This is a genomic window from Oleiphilus sp. HI0066, from assembly GCF_001635725.1.
Genome location: NZ_LWFH01001001.1, coordinates 37800 through 52083 on the forward strand (window position 1 = coordinate 37800; position 14284 = coordinate 52083).

Below are 14284 nucleotides of genomic sequence, written 5' to 3' on the forward strand. Positions count from 1 at the left end.
AGACAAAAGCATCTATTTTATCGAAATGGATGCTTTGCTAGTTCTTAGACCCCATATCTATCAGGCTTTGTTTTGCTTTATAAAATCGAGACAGGATGTGGGGAACCTTCAGAGGTATGACTTCCCTCACTAGGCGCACGATATAGCGGATGAGCGCCACGTGTTTCAATTGCTGGGCTGATTTCGCACGCTTAAGCATTGCGACATAACCTTCGTTAATCAACTCACTGGTGCGCTCTCTATTGTCTGATCGGCTGTAAGAAGAGAGATCTAAACCGACAACGATATCGGCTTGCTTGAGCTGTTCTTTGGTTTTATGGTCAATACAGATATCAATGGCGTTGCCCAGCGTGTCAGCCATGTTTTTAGGTGCTTGATAGCGTTTTGTGTGCGTAAGATCAACGCAAATAATGATGCCCGCACCCATCTTACGGACTAATGATACGGGTACGTTTTCAATAATGCCTCCATCCACGAGTTTTCGTCCATTGAGCTCCACAGGCGCAAAAAGGCCAGGTACTGCGACTGACGCACAAACGGCATCGGCAACTGAGCCTTTAGTGAAGATAATTTGCTCTCCGGTACAAATGTCGGTCGCGGAAATAGATAGGGGTATTTGTGCATCTTCGATTTGGGCATCGCCAAGATCTTTGATCAGCATTTCTCGGACTGCATTGGTAGAAAATAATCCTCCTGAAGCCCGCCAGCTAAAGCTCGCCATGCTTTTGAAGGTTAGATTCTCCGCAACGGCTGTCATGTCTTCAATTGATTTCCCAAATGCATAATAACTGGCGACGAACGCGCCGATACTTGTGCCGGAAACATAGTCGATTGATACACGCTCTTGTTTGAGCGCTTTGATCGCACCGATATGTGCAACGCCCTTTGCTGCGCCACCCCCAAGCGCAAGGCCAACTCTAGTATTAAAGGGGTTAAAGCTATTTAAACGTTGAAAGCGCATATCCGTTCGGCTCTTTTTTATTAGTAAAGACTGGGCTCTCCATCAGGGCGCGTCTTAAAGCGGCGATGAAGCCATAGATACTGTTCTTTGTGGCGTCGAATGTCTTCTTCTAAGCCTTTATTGATGATTGTTGCATTCTCGACTTCATCATCGCTTGGAAAGTTTTCATAAGGTTTTCCAAAGTAAAGACTGTAATGACCATCGTTGTCTTCACGATATTGCGCAAGCCGAAGTACCGTACATCCGGTTTCGCGCGCGATCCAAGCCGTTGTTGTAATGCTGGAAGCGGGTACTCCAAAAAATGGTGCGAAAACAGACTGCTTTTTGCCCATATCTTGATCTGGCGCGTACCACACTAAAGCGCCGGCCTTGATATCCTCTATCATATCTTTGACTTGGCGTTTGCTGTAGGGGCGCGCGTTGTAGACTAAGCGCGCACGTTCTATTGCAGCATCAAGCAAAGGGTTGTTTTGAGGGCGATACATATAGCCAAATTGTGTTACGGAGTTAAGAAGTGGCCCAGCTAAATCCAGCATGCTGAAGTGGCCGCCAACGAGCAAAATTCCTTTACCTCGCTCTTGTGCTTCTTTTAAGTTCTCAATGCCATGTACTGTAAGTTTATCAATATATGGAGTGTAGTTTCCCCACCAACTTGCCAGGCTCTCCATGTAGCCGGTGGCGTTTGATATAAATGTGTCGTACACAAGCTGCTCTCGTTCTTCTTCAGAGAGCTCAGGGAAGCAGGCGTTGATATTTCCTCGGGCTGTTTTGTAGCGACTACCTTTGAGTTTGTAGAGTCTATGGCCTAAGAATCGACCGAGGCCCATACGAGCGCCATGTGGCAAGCGGGCTAGAAGCCGCATTAGACCGATCAAAAGCCATGTTGGCCAAAATTTGGGTTTGAGGAAATTGGAGTAACGATGCTCTGGTTTGAGGTTTTGCATAAAGCCTAGCTTGTTTGTCCTAAAGTAACGCGCCTGAAATAGTATATTAAAGCGCGTTACGTTACTAAAGCTAAGCGTCTATTTTGTTCTTGACGGCGAAGTAAAAGATAAGACTTTCGCTTCGTGCTTAGTGCGCGATTTGAGGTAATCGTCTGGCTGGTTGAGTGCATAGCGCAGCTCTGCGATCGAATCATTCATCATTGATGAAATTTTCATGCATGCCTGCACTGGATTCTTACAACGCTTTCTCTCCATGTCGATCTGAAACTGGAGCCCTTGTAAGCGCTCTCTCATGTGCTTCGGAGCACCATTAATCACGGTTTCAATTGCATTTTTCCGAATGCTTTCGAGCTGTTCAGGATTCTCGCTTGCGAGGCGCATTAGTTCATCAAAATTGGGTAGCTCAACACGACCAAGCGCAGTTTTGCGTACGTCAACATCTTTCAAACGAAGCTTGCTGATCTCGCGTGATTTTCCATTCTGCATTGTAACGACCTCATACTGTTACGTGGAATGTATTGGCTATTTTATGTACAACTTTCAATTTGTTAAGAAAACAAAAGTAAAACCATACTTGCGTATCTTTAGAGGCTGTAGCTAAATGAAGGAGTCAGTTCGTTCGAAAGCGCCGCCTGAGTGATCTGATTGACTTAAAGTCGTCATATTAAAGGTGTAGCTTTCTAAAGTGGTCGAACATTCATGTTATGCACCGGGACGACAACTATGGACTTTCAGGCGATTCTTAAAATCGACAAAAGCGGGCGTCCTGTCCGTTGGATTAGCAAAGAAACTGCAACTCATTTAGTGTGTACAAACAAAGTGTTGTGGGCGTTTGGCGATCAAACTGTGGCGATGCGCGGAGGCTATAATCGTCTAGGGGAGCGTTCAGTTGTCTACTTGTCTCCGATTATGGCGGTCGATGGTTCTGTCTCTAAACACGCCATAAACATCCCTTTGATGAACAAATATCTATTTCGTCGCGATCAACATACTTGTATGTACTGCGGACAACATTTCTCGCGATTATCGCTGACGCGTGACCATATTCACCCGCGGTCGCGAGGCGGCAAGGATGTGTGGACTAACGTTGTATCAGCATGTAAACCCTGCAATCAGCGCAAAGGAGCGAGAACGCCTGAAGAAGCAAACATGCCTCTGCTCGCCGTGCCCTTCAAACCCACGTTTTCAGAACTTTTGTATCTTCAAAATCACAGTATTTTGGATGATCAGATGGCGTATCTTAGAAAGGGGTTCAAGCATTTAGCGGGCGACTTTGCAGTGAGTGTTCGATAAGGCTGTTTTAACTCATCGCACTGACGAGATAGAAAGACTATAATTGGCGCTATATCCATAGCGTTGAACAATTGAATGTCAAAATCCGACCCAAATAAGTCGCAAAATCCTCCTTCCCAATCGAAACATGACCCTCATGCGGCGAAAGAAGCCGAAAAGTATGCGCAGCCTATTGCGAGCAGAGAGCATATCTTAGATTTGCTTGAGCAAAGTGGCGAAGCATTAACACATCCGCAAATTGCTCATGTTCTTGAAATCTCAGATCCCGAGGGTTTTGAAGCCTTACGTCGTCGTTTGATCGCGATGAGCCGTGATGGTCAGTTAGTTTGTAATCGTCGACAGCAATATCAGCCAGCCGCTCGAGTCGATTTCTTGAAAGGAATCGTCATAGGGCATCGCGATGGTTTTGGCTTTGTGAAACTCGAGAAAGGCGGGGATGATCTACTGTTGTCAGCGAAACAAATGCAAAGTGTGTTTGACGGTGACAGAGTGCTTGTTCGGGTTGATCACGTTGATGCGAAAGGTCGCGGTCATGCTGTGATCATGGAGGTCATTGAACGCAATACAAAAGATGTTGTTGGGCGCATTTTCTTTGAAAGTGGTTTGTGTTTTGTTGAAGTCGAAAGTGTTCGAGAGACTCAACAGGTTGTGGTTGCTCAAGAAGACACCTTAGGTGCGAAGCATGGGCAATATGTTGTTGCTAAAATCTTGCATCAGCCATCTAAACGAGAACACGCGACGGGTGAAGTTACCGAAGTGCTCGGGGATCACTTAGCACCGGGTATGGAGATCGAGGTAGCGATTCGTTCTTATAATATTCCTCATGAATGGCCGGAAGATTTAATCGCTCAGATTGAATCGTTTACACCAGAGGTTAGCGAGGCCGATAAATCTGGACGCATTGATTTAAGGGATCTTCCTTTAGTTACTATCGACGGTGAAGACGCACGAGACTTTGACGACGCTGTGTATTGCGAGCGCCGCGACGAAGGTGGTTGGCGTCTATATGTCGCGATTGCAGACGTTAGTCATTACGTTAATGTTGATAGCCCCTTAGATCATGAAGCGAACAAGCGCGCGACATCGGTATATTTTCCAGATCATGTCGTACCGATGCTACCGGAGTTGCTATCTAACGGCCTATGCTCTTTGAATCCTAAAGTTGATCGTCTGTGTATGGTCTGCGAAATGGAGTTGAGCCCAGAGGGTAAAGTAGAAAAGAGTTATTTCTACGAGGCTGTTATGCATAGTCATGCTCGCATGACCTATAACCAAGTCGGCACGATTTTGGATGAGCCTGATAGTGTTGAAGGAATCCAATTATGCGAAGACTTTGCCGAGCGTTTACCGCAGATTTATGACCTTTTCGAGTTGTACCAAGCTTTAAGAAAACGCCGAACAGAACGTGGCGCGATCGATTTTGAAACAGTTGAAACGCAAATTATCTTTGGTGAAGAGCGCAAAATCGATGCGATCGTTCCTCGTGAACGAAATGATGCACATAAGATCATTGAAGAATGCATGCTATGTGCGAATGTGGCGACAGCGGAATTTCTAATCGCTGAGAAATTGCCTGCCTTATACCGTGTTCACGAGGGGCCGGGTGAACAGAAGCTCGAAAACTTACGCGCCTTCCTAAACGAGCAGGGCTTATTTTTGGGTGGAGGAGAAACCCCCAATCCTGCTGATTATCAAGTCTTGTTTGAGCAGATCGCTGATCGTCCTGACTTTAGCGTGATTCAAACAATGATGCTGCGTTCGATGAGCCAAGCGGTATACAGCCCAGAAGAGAAAGGGCATTTTGGCCTAGCATACGAACACTACGCGCATTTTACTTCTCCTATCCGGCGTTACCCAGATTTGCTTGTCCACCGAGCGATTAAGTCGGTGATTTTTAGTGATAGAAAAACGGATCGTGTTCGACGTCATCCCGATCAGAATGGTGCACAGAAGTTTCCATATGACTTTGAGCGCATGCTCAATTTGGGTGAGCACTGCTCGATGGCTGAGCGCCGCGCAGACGAGGCAACTCGTGACGTTACAAACTGGCTTAAATGTGAGTATTTACAGCAACATCTTGGCGAAACATTCGAGGGCTTAATTGCCGCAGTGACGGGATTTGGTTTCTTTGTCGAGCTAGCCGATTTGTATGTTGAAGGGCTTGTGCATGTGGCGAGCCTCGAAGGTGATTACTATCAGTTTGATCAGCAGAAACAACGTTTAACCGGTGAACGTTCAGGTAAACGCTTTGCGTTAGCCGATAAAGTTCTCGTGCAAGTTGCAGCGATTAACTTAGAAGAACGCAAGATTGATCTCATTTTGGTGGGTCAAGGTAAGAGTGCCAAAGCTAGACGTGGCAAACGTACCGAAGATCGCCGAGATAAAAGTTCTCATCGTGGTAAAGGTGGTGCATCTCGACGCGGTGAGGCTGGTTTGTATGAGTCGAAAAGCGCTGGTGCCGGAAAACGTAAAGACCGTAGAAGTGGTCATGAGAATTCGGGTAAACGCACTAAAAAATCTAACTCAGAGGCTCATCCTAAGTCTGCCAAACCATCCTTAAGTGGTAAGAAAATGGGCGGCAAGGATAAACTTAAATCGAAGAAAAAGGCGAAGCCTTTGAAAGTGGGGCAGGACCTGAATGCACCGAGTTTACCGAGCAATAAAGAAGTAGGTTTGCATGATGATGCGGCGCCGAGGCGTCGTGCGAAGCTAAGGCCTGTTGCGCAACCTAGAAAACGGAAAGTACAACCTGATGAGTAAGTTAGATACAGTTTTTGGTCTGCATGCGGTTGAGTCGCTGCTTGAAAAAGAAGCTGACAGCGTAAAGAGCCTTCTAGTGATGCAAGGGCGCGAGGATAAGCGCTTGCAGCGCGTGTTATCTCTTGCTGATAAGTCAGGAATTTCTTATAAGCTTTGCCCTCGAAGAGAACTTGATGATCTTGTGCGTGGTCGTCACCAAGGTATTGTCGCGCTTGTCGAGCCGAGTAAAGAACTTAATGACAACGATCTTGAAGTGTTGCTCGATGGCTTAGACGAGCCTCCGTTTTTATTGATCTTAGACTCAGTGACAGATCCGCATAATCTTGGCGCTTGCTTGCGCTCTGCTGATGCGGCAGGTGCACATGCTGTCATTACACCAAAAGATAAATCTGCACCTTTAAATGCTGTAGCGAAAAACGTTGCTTCGGGTGCTGCGGAACATGTGCCTTTGATTCGAGTGACTAATTTGGCGAGGAGCATGCGATCCTTGCAAGATCGTGGAATCTGGATAACCGGCGCTGCAGGTGAGGGCGCTTCGGATATTTATCAAACTGATTTTAATGGTCCAACCGCTATTGCTATGGGGGCCGAGGGAAGTGGCTTGCGCCGTCTCACGCGTGAACACTGCGATCAGCTGACAAAAATTCCGATGGCGGGCTCGGTAAGTAGTCTCAATGTCTCTGTGGCAACGGGTGTTTTCCTGTTTGAGGCGATGCGTCAAAGATCCTCTAACAAGTCATAAATTAGCGTCTATAGTTCATGCAATCTTTCAAATAAGGATTGCTTTTGAATGCTTCGACTACTGTTCCTTCTTCTATTTTCAACAAGCGTAATCGGCAGCACTGTTTCGGATATTAGTGCTGCTGCCGGTGAAACGACGAATCATGCCGCGAGCAATGTAAAAGATTGGTATAGCGATGCGACGAATACTGCGCTGTTCAGTATTGGTGAGGCAGATATTACCGTTATTGATTTGGTGTGGGTAGTTGTCGTTCTGGTTGGGGCTTTTACCTTTTCATCCTTACTGCGTCGCTTCTTAAACCGCCTTACCGTTAAACATGAAAGCTTCTCAGTGTCAGGCATGTTTACGCTTGGCCGATTATTGCACTACCTGATTTTACTCATTGCCGTATTTTTGTGTTTTGCCTTACTGGGCATTGATTTTACGAAGTTAGCGATTGTCGCAGGTGCTTTGAGTGTCGGTGTTGGCTTTGGCTTGCAGTCTATCTTTAACAACTTTATTTCTGGTTTGATTCTACTGTTCGAGAGGCCAATAAAGGTTGGAGATTTAATTGAACTCGACTCGGGTACGCGAGGCAGAGTCAAAGCAATAAATGTTCGAAGTACTCAAATCACGACGTGGGATAACATTGATTTACTTGTCCCTAATTCGGAATTTATTTCAGGGAGAGTGATCAACTATACCTTGAGTGATGACGTGCGCCGTCTGCATATCCCTTTTGGTGTCGCGTATGGTTCTGATAAGGAAATTGTTAAACGCGCTGCTATTGAAGCTTCGCTCGAGCTGTCATGCACCATTAATCACGGGGCACACAAGCCAGATGTGTGGTTGATCAATTTTGGCGACAGTTCATTAGATTTTGAGTTAATTGTTTGGGTAAATGGAAATGAATTGCCTATCGATAAGCACCCAATTGGTATGTATTTGTGGGAGATCGAAACCAAACTCAGTGAGTACGAGATTGAAATACCATTTCCTCAACGTGATTTGCGTTTGCGTTCGATAGATAAAGAAGTTTTCAATGCGATACCAGAACGATCGCTGTGAGCTTAAAAATAGATAAGCACGCTATCGGTTTACTGGATAGCGTGCTGTACAGGCTACTTCAACAAGTTTAAAAGCGCGTCTGCAGTTGCGTGCGAAGATCCCGGGTTTTGGCCTGTCACTAGCAAACCATCCACTTCAATGTGTTCTTGCCAGTTTTCTTTCGCCGAGTATATACCGCCATTTGCTTTGAGCATTTCTTCTACAGAAAATGGTACGACCTCACTTAGCTCTACTGCTGCCTCTTCGCTATCAGAAAACCCCGTCACTTTTCGACCAGACACAATGTATTGTCCAGATTCATCTTTGGTTGATTTAAAAACAGCGGGGCCATGGCATACGGCGCCAATAGGTTTCTCTTGATTCCAGAATGTTTCAATCAAAGAAATCGATTTCTCGTCATTGGCGAGATCCCATAAAGGGCCGTGGCCGCCTGGATAAAAAATCGCATCAAAGTTTTCTGCATCCATATCGGTCAATACTTGAGTGTTAGCGATGAGTTCTTGTAAGCCTTCGTCTTGATAGTAACGCTCAGTTGTTTCGGTTTGTGCTTCTGGATTAGTGCTGCTCGGATCAATCGGCGCTGCCCCGCCTTTAGGTGACGCGATAACGATATCAGCGCCAGCATCTTTGAATGTGTAGTACGGGGTTGTGAACTCTTCTAGCCAAAGCCCTGTTGCATGAGCCGTTTCGCCGAGTTGTGAATGTGATGTTAAAACCATTAGTACGCGCATCAATAAGTCTCCTGACAAATGAATATGTTTTCGAGCTTGAGATTAGGGTAGTCTTTGAAATAAGAGAAATTGAATGATTGCATATCAGGCATAAGAAATTTGGATATCAGAAATAAAGATATAAATCTTTTAGTGACATTTCACGCGGTATATCAAGAGTTGAATGTATCGAGAGCCGCTGAGCGTCTAGCTATTAGTCAGCCGGCTTTGAGCCAGCGTTTGAACAAACTAAGGTCAGAAATTGGTGACCCTTTGTTTGTAAAAACGCAGCGGGGTTTAACATCTACACCTAAAGCACACGAGTTAGCGCCAAAAATTGCACAGCTTGTCGATAAGCTTGAGGCTTTTTATTTGGATCTAGATGAGCAAGAGTTTCTTCATCGCGAAGATCGGATTGTTATCTACAGTACGGACTATATGGAGCAGCGTTTATTGCCAACATTGCTCCCTTATGTTCAAGAACATGCGCCTAACTTAAGTCTAGTATTCAAAAATACAATGGGGCGTTTGCCTCGATCAGAACTAGAGAATGGCTTGTGTGATATTGCGATTGCGGGGTTTTATTCTGATTTGCCTGATTCATTTCGAAATCAGTACTTAGATACTGAGACGTTCAAAGTGTTGGTTGATCGCTCAAATAGTATTGTGGGTGATCAGCTTGATTTAGAAAGTTATTTGCGTTGTCACCATTTGGTCACGACTTTAACGGGAGATTTAAACGGGAATATCGATAAAGCCTTAAAACGTATGGGTAAAAAGAGAAATGTGATTGCAGGAGTATCGAGTTTCTTATCTCCGGCAAGTGTGGTCGTGCATTCCGATTTAGTGGTGACTTGTTTGGGTACGATCGCAGAAAAGGCATGTGAGTTATACCCTTCACTGCAAGTACACTCTTTGCCTTTGCCAGATCAATCAATTCGGATTAATCAGATATGGCATGAGCGCACTCAAAATGATCCCTTGCGCCAATGGTTAAGAGCTCAGATCAAAGACTTGATTTGATCTGAGCTCATTGAAGGTGAAGTCGATAAGTTGTGAGCGCGAATTCCATTGTTCAACTGATCTTATGATTTTTTTGTACTCAGTATTTCGCGATATTTTTGCATGATAATTAGCATCACAATACTCGCTAGGCGCTCGTATATATCGCTCATATGCGCTTTATTTGGAAGGTTGTCACGTAATACGTTTTGAATGGTTTTAAAGCGATCTGAGCCTGCGTGTTGATCTTGTTCTAGTGTTTGCATAACAAGCTTCATGATCGTCCCATAATCATCGCCCCCTAAGTCATGCATAATGTTGTTTGCATGTACTTCGAGTTCATTCGTAGACATCGACTTTAAAGCTGCTACGAGCTCTTTTTCATTGAGTTTAATGATGTCGTGATGAGAAAGTGTGGTCATAGTGGTCTCTATTTTTCTGCGCTTTTAAAGGTGCTGTTGTTAGGCGATCTGAGTAATGCTTTGGAACTTGCCTTGCTCGTTAAATTGAATAGCGAATGTTCCACTGATTCCATCATGTGTGGTGAAAGAGCTTAGGATATTGGCTGGAAATTGCACGCTACGGCCATCGCGAGACATAGCCCGAACAAGCTGCGACTCTCCTCGGTAGAGCCTGAGCCATTCCTCTCTTGATATGCGTAAATCAACAATAATCTGCTGCATGTCGTGCGTGATATAGGCTAAACGTGTTTCACGAACCAGTATCGTTCCCAGAATAATAGTACTTTTTCAGGGTATTTTGTTCGGCCTAGGCTGCCATTATAGCGAGCGAGTGCTCGAATTAGATTACCTTTTTCTCGGTTAATGTAATGCTTAAGTATTGTGCATCCATAGCGTAAGTTAGTGGCTGTATCCATGAGATTGTCTTCGGTTCGACCAATTTCATTTTTCCAGAATGGCATGACCTGCATTAGGCCTTGAGCACCCACGACGGAGATAGCAAAACGCTTGAATAAGCTCTCGACATGAATCACTGATAGAACGAGTTCGGGTTCAAGCCCTGCGCGCTTTGCTTCAGAGTGCACGAGCTTCAGAAAATCAACACGCTCTTTTGGGTCTTTGATGTAACGTTTTAACCTGCTCGACATATCGACTAGCCAAACTTCCGCGTCAAAGCGATCATCAAAGCTTGATGCATCGGTGACTGCTTCTTGTAATAGCTTGGTTAGTTCGGTATCGGGTTCTTGTATGGCCCAACCAAGAACGGGCAGCCATAGTAAAATGGCCGCCAGAACAATGCGATAAATGCGATATAAAGCTTGTTTATGCAAGACCAAGCCTATTACAAATTTCCTCTACTGCACTATCGACAGAGAATTCTTGGTTTTCAGCATCTGAACGGCCTTTATATTCGAGTGTGCCGTTCTTCAGACCTCGATCACTGATCACTACGCGATGCGGAATACCTATCAATTCCATGTCAGCGAACTTGAAGCCTGGGCGCTCGTTTCTATCGTCCATTAGCACATCGATACCTTTGGCTTTAAGCGCTTCATACAGCTCTTCAGTTTTTTCTGCGACAGCTTCGGATTTATGCATATTTAAAGGCACGAGGGCGAGATCAAAAGGCGCCATAGCTTGTGGCCAGATAATGCCATTGTCGTCGTTGTTTTGCTCGATTGCAGAGGCGACGATGCGTGAAACGCCAATGCCGTAGCACCCCATTTCCATAATTTTGGCTTTACCATTTTCATCGAGCACAGAAGCATTCATGGCTGAGCTGTATTTATCTCCAAGCTTGAAGATGTGTCCCACTTCGATGCCACGCTTAATAACGAGTGACCCTTTACCGTCAGGGCTTGCATCGCCTTCAACAACATTGCGAAGGTCTGCGATTGTGTTGAGTGCGACATCTCTTTCCCAATTAACGCCAGTTAAATGGAAACCTGTTTTGTTTGCGCCGCAGCAGAAATCTGAAAGATGCGCAGCACTGCGATCCACGACTGTTAATATGTCTAAACCGATAGGGCCTAGTGAACCAACTTTTGCATTTAGTTCTTTCTCGATACGTTCTTCCGGTGCAAATTGTAACGGAGATGCGACCCCTTCAATTTTTTCGGCTTTGATATCGTTCAGTTCGTGATCGCCACGTAGAACAAGCGCTACCAAAGGCGCTTCGGCATCGTCTTCGCCTTCAGGTGCTTCGCCTAGCACAATGAGCGTTTTCACGCATTGTTCTGCGCTGATATTAAGCGCTTCAGCTACTTCAGCAATTGTATTCTGTTCTGGTGTCGCAACCTCAGCCATATCCTGACTTGGCGCATTACGCTCTCCAGTAGGTGCTAGAGCTTCGGCCATTTCTATATTTGCGGCATAGCTGCTTTCTGTTGAGAAAGCGATGTCATCTTCGCCTGAACCAGCTAGCACATGGAATTCATGAGAAGAACTGCCACCAATGCTCCCTGAATCGGCTTGTACTGGACGAAAATCAAGGCCTAATCGCTCGAATATACGAACATATGCCGCATGCATTTGCTCGTAGGTCTCGTCTAATGATTCCTTGTTTACGTGAAACGAGTAAGCGTCTTTCATGACAAACTCGCGTGCGCGCATCACGCCAAAACGTGGGCGGCGCTCGTCACGGAATTTGGTTTGGATCTGATAAAAGTTAGCAGGTAGCTGTTTGTAGCTTTTTAGTTCATCGCGAATGATGTCAGTGATAACTTCTTCGTGCGTTGGGCCAAGGCAAAAATCGCGTTCGTGACGGTCTTTAATACGAAGTAATTCTCCTCCATATTGTTGCCAGCGCCCAGACTCTTCCCATAGTTCAGCTGGTTGAACAACTGGCATCAAAAGCTCTTGTGCACCTGCTCGATCCATTTCTTCTCGAACGATATGTTCGACCTTTCGTAGCACTCGCAAGCCCATGGGGAGCCAATTGTATAAACCAGATGCGAGTTTACGAATCAAACCTGCTCGCAGCATGAGTTGGTGGCTAATAACTTCAGCGTCAGATGGGGTTTCTTTTTGAGTTGCGATAAGGAATCGGCTAGCGCGCATTTGCTGTGATTGTCCTGTAGTAGAGATAGTCAGTTAACGTGATCAAGTATTGCCATGTATGAGAGGGCAGGTGATCGTATTGCTCAATGGCGCTTATTTTAAAGAGCCTGAGACTAATCGTATAGTCTAAGTTTGAATAACAAGAGAACATTTAATATGGCCTTACAAGCAGAAGAAGTTCAAAGCTTGATTCGCGCATGGATCCCCATGGCTGAAGAAATTGATTTGCGCGTAGAAACGATTGAAGAGGGATTCTCAAGAATTCGTATCCCATTTGACGACAAAAATAAGCGCCCTGGTGGGAGTGTATCCGGCCCAGTTCTAATGGCTGCTGGTGATACCGCGATGTATGTCGCGATTTTAGGTTCTATGGGCAAGGTCGCGATGGCGGTTACGAGTAATTTGAATATTAACTTTATGCAGCGCCCAGGCGAGGAAGATATTATTGCTGAAGGTAAAATTCTAAAGTTAGGTAAATGTATCGCTTACTGTGAAGTTGATATTGTTACTTCGGAATCGAAAGAGCTAGTGGCCCATGTAACAGGGAGCTACGCATTACCGCCCAATTAACGGTACAGAAGGGTCGAGCGCTTCTTCATTGAATATGAATCGATTACGACCTTGATCTTTTGCTTCATACAACGCACTGTCTGCGCGTTTTACAAGGTCTGCGCGGTCTTGGTTTGGGTGAGGGTATGCCGTTGCACCGCCGATAGAACATGTGATTTGAACTTTCTTTTCATCATGCTCAAAGTGCAGTTCAGCTACTTTTCTGGTTAAACGTTCTGCGATTGTTGATGCGCCTTCTTCGCCAGTGTTAGGAAGTAATAATATAAACTCCTCACCGCCGTATCGTGCAACGCAATCTGCAGGGCGCATAAGTGTTTCTGACAAGCAGCTCGCGACTTTGATTAGAACTTCATCGCCAAAGATATGGCCATAGTTATCATTAATCTGTTTAAAGTAATCGAGATCTACCATCAATATGGATAGGCATGATTTCAAGCGAGCACCTCTTTGCCATTCTTTTTCAAACTCGGCATCGAAAAACATTCTGTTTTTGATTTGAGTGAGAGGGTCAGTGACGCTTAGTTTTTCAAGTTCTTTGGCGCGTTCTTCGGCAATAAGATTGTTTGAAATAGCCTGCCAATAATCATGCTCGGCTGATTTTGAGGCAATTAAAATATATCCCCATGACGTGACCATTAAGCCTGCATATAAGAGGTCATTAGCGTTTTGATTCCATAAGAAATAGATAATGCTTGGATAAAATAAAACGACTGGATAAAGTTTTCGAATGAGTGGAGAGATGCTTAAAGTGCTGGTTCCCCCCATTGCGAAGGCGGCTAGAACAATGAGCATCGGTGGCTCAATGTTCGTCAATTCGCTGTCATAGAAAATCCACGCGCTCATCAATCCCCAGTGCAACGCCGCAAGAAGAATGCTTGTTGTAAGCCACATCTCTAAGAAGTTGACGTTATGTTTGTCTACTTGTTTTCGTAGAAATAGATGGGTTAAGCGAGTGATAAATATTAAGACAATCAGACCGCTATTGATTTGGAAGAATAGAGGGCTTGATTCATGCAGATTAAGCGAGAACGCAATGGCAAACCAAACGATGGCATAAATAAAAATGCCTGGTTTTGCTCGATTTGCTAAATCATTGAATGCTTTTATACGTAGAACACTGTAATAATCTGTATCGCTCATTTGAAGAGCTATGCCTCGCTATTTTTATAATTTAGTGCTCAGCCGGTAATATTAGTGCACTTATCATGATGAGCTAAGCCCAACCGACTGATAGC

Annotated in this window: 15 protein-coding genes; 6 read left to right on the forward strand and 9 right to left on the reverse strand. The window is 45.0% G+C overall.

Going from position 1 to position 14284, the window contains the following annotated elements; genetic code table 11:
- Window positions 1–37: 37 nt before the first annotated feature.
- The 3 genes from A3738_RS11715 to A3738_RS11725 form a co-directional block, all read right to left on the reverse strand.
- Window positions 38–961: a patatin-like phospholipase family protein gene (locus tag A3738_RS11715; RefSeq protein ID WP_068476398.1), complete on the reverse strand. Its 924-nt coding sequence runs from the start codon at window positions 959–961 to the stop codon at window positions 38–40.
- A gap of 20 nt (window positions 962–981) precedes the next feature.
- A complete protein-coding gene (gene lpxL / locus A3738_RS11720) occupies window positions 982–1905 on the reverse strand; it encodes an LpxL/LpxP family Kdo(2)-lipid IV(A) lauroyl/palmitoleoyl acyltransferase (RefSeq protein WP_068500919.1) in 924 nt (307 codons plus the stop codon).
- A 78-nt stretch (window positions 1906–1983) separates the two neighbouring features.
- Entirely contained in the window at window positions 1984–2391 is a 408-nt protein-coding gene (locus tag A3738_RS11725) for a DUF3135 domain-containing protein (protein ID WP_082878317.1), read from the reverse strand.
- A gap of 237 nt (window positions 2392–2628) precedes the next feature.
- On the opposite strand from A3738_RS11725, the gene A3738_RS11730 reads away from it, so the two are divergent.
- The 4 genes from A3738_RS11730 (at window position 2629) to A3738_RS11745 (ending at window position 7747) form a co-directional block, all read left to right on the forward strand.
- A complete protein-coding gene (locus A3738_RS11730) occupies window positions 2629–3198 on the forward strand; it encodes an HNH endonuclease (protein ID WP_068500624.1) in 570 nt (189 codons plus the stop codon).
- 75 nt (window positions 3199–3273) lie between these two features.
- Window positions 3274–5958: a ribonuclease R gene (rnr, locus tag A3738_RS11735; protein WP_068500917.1), complete on the forward strand. Its 2685-nt coding sequence runs from the start codon at window positions 3274–3276 to the stop codon at window positions 5956–5958.
- Window positions 5951–6700 carry a 23S rRNA (guanosine(2251)-2'-O)-methyltransferase RlmB gene (gene rlmB / locus A3738_RS11740; RefSeq protein WP_068476389.1) on the forward strand — a complete coding sequence of 250 codons (750 nt, stop codon included), beginning with the start codon at window positions 5951–5953 and terminating at the stop codon, window positions 6698–6700. Before rnr ends, rlmB begins: the two co-directional genes overlap by 8 nt.
- 48 nt (window positions 6701–6748) lie before the next feature.
- Window positions 6749–7747: a mechanosensitive ion channel family protein gene (locus A3738_RS11745; RefSeq protein WP_082878316.1), complete on the forward strand. Its 999-nt coding sequence runs from the start codon at window positions 6749–6751 to the stop codon at window positions 7745–7747.
- 53 nt (window positions 7748–7800) lie between these two features.
- Here A3738_RS11745 and A3738_RS11750 read toward each other — a convergent pair whose 3' ends face one another.
- Complete coding sequence (locus A3738_RS11750; RefSeq protein ID WP_068476387.1) at window positions 7801–8478, reverse strand: type 1 glutamine amidotransferase domain-containing protein; 678 nt, start codon at window positions 8476–8478, stop codon at window positions 7801–7803.
- A gap of 99 nt (window positions 8479–8577) precedes the next feature.
- Between A3738_RS11750 and A3738_RS11755 the strand changes: the two genes are divergently transcribed.
- Window positions 8578–9480 (forward strand): LysR family transcriptional regulator, encoded by a 903-nt coding sequence (locus tag A3738_RS11755; RefSeq protein ID WP_068476385.1) that lies wholly within the window; start codon window positions 8578–8580, stop codon window positions 9478–9480.
- Window positions 9481–9542: 62 nt separating this feature from the next.
- On the opposite strand, the gene A3738_RS11760 is transcribed toward A3738_RS11755, so the two are convergent.
- From A3738_RS11760 to A3738_RS11775, 4 genes are read right to left on the reverse strand one after another with little or no spacing between them, the layout of a single operon-like run.
- Complete coding sequence (locus A3738_RS11760) at window positions 9543–9881, reverse strand: hypothetical protein (protein WP_068476383.1); 339 nt, start codon at window positions 9879–9881, stop codon at window positions 9543–9545.
- A gap of 39 nt (window positions 9882–9920) precedes the next feature.
- Window positions 9921–10142, reverse strand: coding sequence for a DUF2835 domain-containing protein (locus tag A3738_RS11765; RefSeq protein WP_068476381.1), 222 nt, complete (start codon window positions 10140–10142; stop codon window positions 9921–9923).
- A gap of 17 nt (window positions 10143–10159) precedes the next feature.
- Complete coding sequence (locus A3738_RS11770; protein WP_068476637.1) at window positions 10160–10750, reverse strand: lytic transglycosylase domain-containing protein; 591 nt, start codon at window positions 10748–10750, stop codon at window positions 10160–10162.
- Window positions 10743–12479, reverse strand: a complete 1737-nt coding sequence (locus A3738_RS11775) for a proline--tRNA ligase (protein WP_068476379.1) — start codon at window positions 12477–12479, stop codon at window positions 10743–10745. Before A3738_RS11775 ends, A3738_RS11770 begins: the two co-directional genes overlap by 8 nt.
- A gap of 156 nt (window positions 12480–12635) precedes the next feature.
- Between A3738_RS11775 and A3738_RS11780 the strand changes: the two genes are divergently transcribed.
- A complete protein-coding gene (locus tag A3738_RS11780) occupies window positions 12636–13049 on the forward strand; it encodes a PaaI family thioesterase (RefSeq protein ID WP_068500914.1) in 414 nt (137 codons plus the stop codon).
- On the opposite strand, the gene A3738_RS11785 is transcribed toward A3738_RS11780, so the two are convergent.
- Window positions 13035–14189 carry a GGDEF domain-containing protein gene (locus A3738_RS11785; RefSeq protein ID WP_068476376.1) on the reverse strand — a complete coding sequence of 385 codons (1155 nt, stop codon included), beginning with the start codon at window positions 14187–14189 and terminating at the stop codon, window positions 13035–13037. The genes A3738_RS11780 and A3738_RS11785 overlap by 15 nt on opposite strands.
- Window positions 14190–14284: the final 95 nt, after the last annotated feature.

Bases quoted from the DNA above. Each gene is read 5' to 3' on its own strand.
- A3738_RS11715 (WP_068476398.1), bottom strand. From the start codon at position 961: ATGCGCTTTCAACGTTTAAATAGCTTTAACCCCTTTAATACTAGAGTT.
- lpxL (WP_068500919.1), bottom strand. From the start codon at position 1,905: ATGCAAAACCTCAAACCAGAGCATCGTTACTCCAATTTCCTCAAACCC.
- A3738_RS11725 (WP_082878317.1), bottom strand. From the start codon at position 2,391: ATGCAGAATGGAAAATCACGCGAGATCAGCAAGCTTCGTTTGAAAGAT.
- A3738_RS11730 (WP_068500624.1), top strand. From the start codon at position 2,629: ATGGACTTTCAGGCGATTCTTAAAATCGACAAAAGCGGGCGTCCTGTC.
- rnr (WP_068500917.1), top strand. From the start codon at position 3,274: ATGTCAAAATCCGACCCAAATAAGTCGCAAAATCCTCCTTCCCAATCG.
- rlmB (WP_068476389.1), top strand. From the start codon at position 5,951: ATGAGTAAGTTAGATACAGTTTTTGGTCTGCATGCGGTTGAGTCGCTG.
- A3738_RS11745 (WP_082878316.1), top strand. From the start codon at position 6,749: ATGCTTCGACTACTGTTCCTTCTTCTATTTTCAACAAGCGTAATCGGC.
- A3738_RS11750 (WP_068476387.1), bottom strand. From the start codon at position 8,478: ATGCGCGTACTAATGGTTTTAACATCACATTCACAACTCGGCGAAACG.
- A3738_RS11760 (WP_068476383.1), bottom strand. From the start codon at position 9,881: ATGACCACACTTTCTCATCACGACATCATTAAACTCAATGAAAAAGAG.
- A3738_RS11765 (WP_068476381.1), bottom strand. From the start codon at position 10,142: ATGCAGCAGATTATTGTTGATTTACGCATATCAAGAGAGGAATGGCTC.
- A3738_RS11775 (WP_068476379.1), bottom strand. From the start codon at position 12,479: ATGCGCGCTAGCCGATTCCTTATCGCAACTCAAAAAGAAACCCCATCT.
- A3738_RS11780 (WP_068500914.1), top strand. From the start codon at position 12,636: ATGGCCTTACAAGCAGAAGAAGTTCAAAGCTTGATTCGCGCATGGATC.
- A3738_RS11785 (WP_068476376.1), bottom strand. From the start codon at position 14,189: ATGAGCGATACAGATTATTACAGTGTTCTACGTATAAAAGCATTCAAT.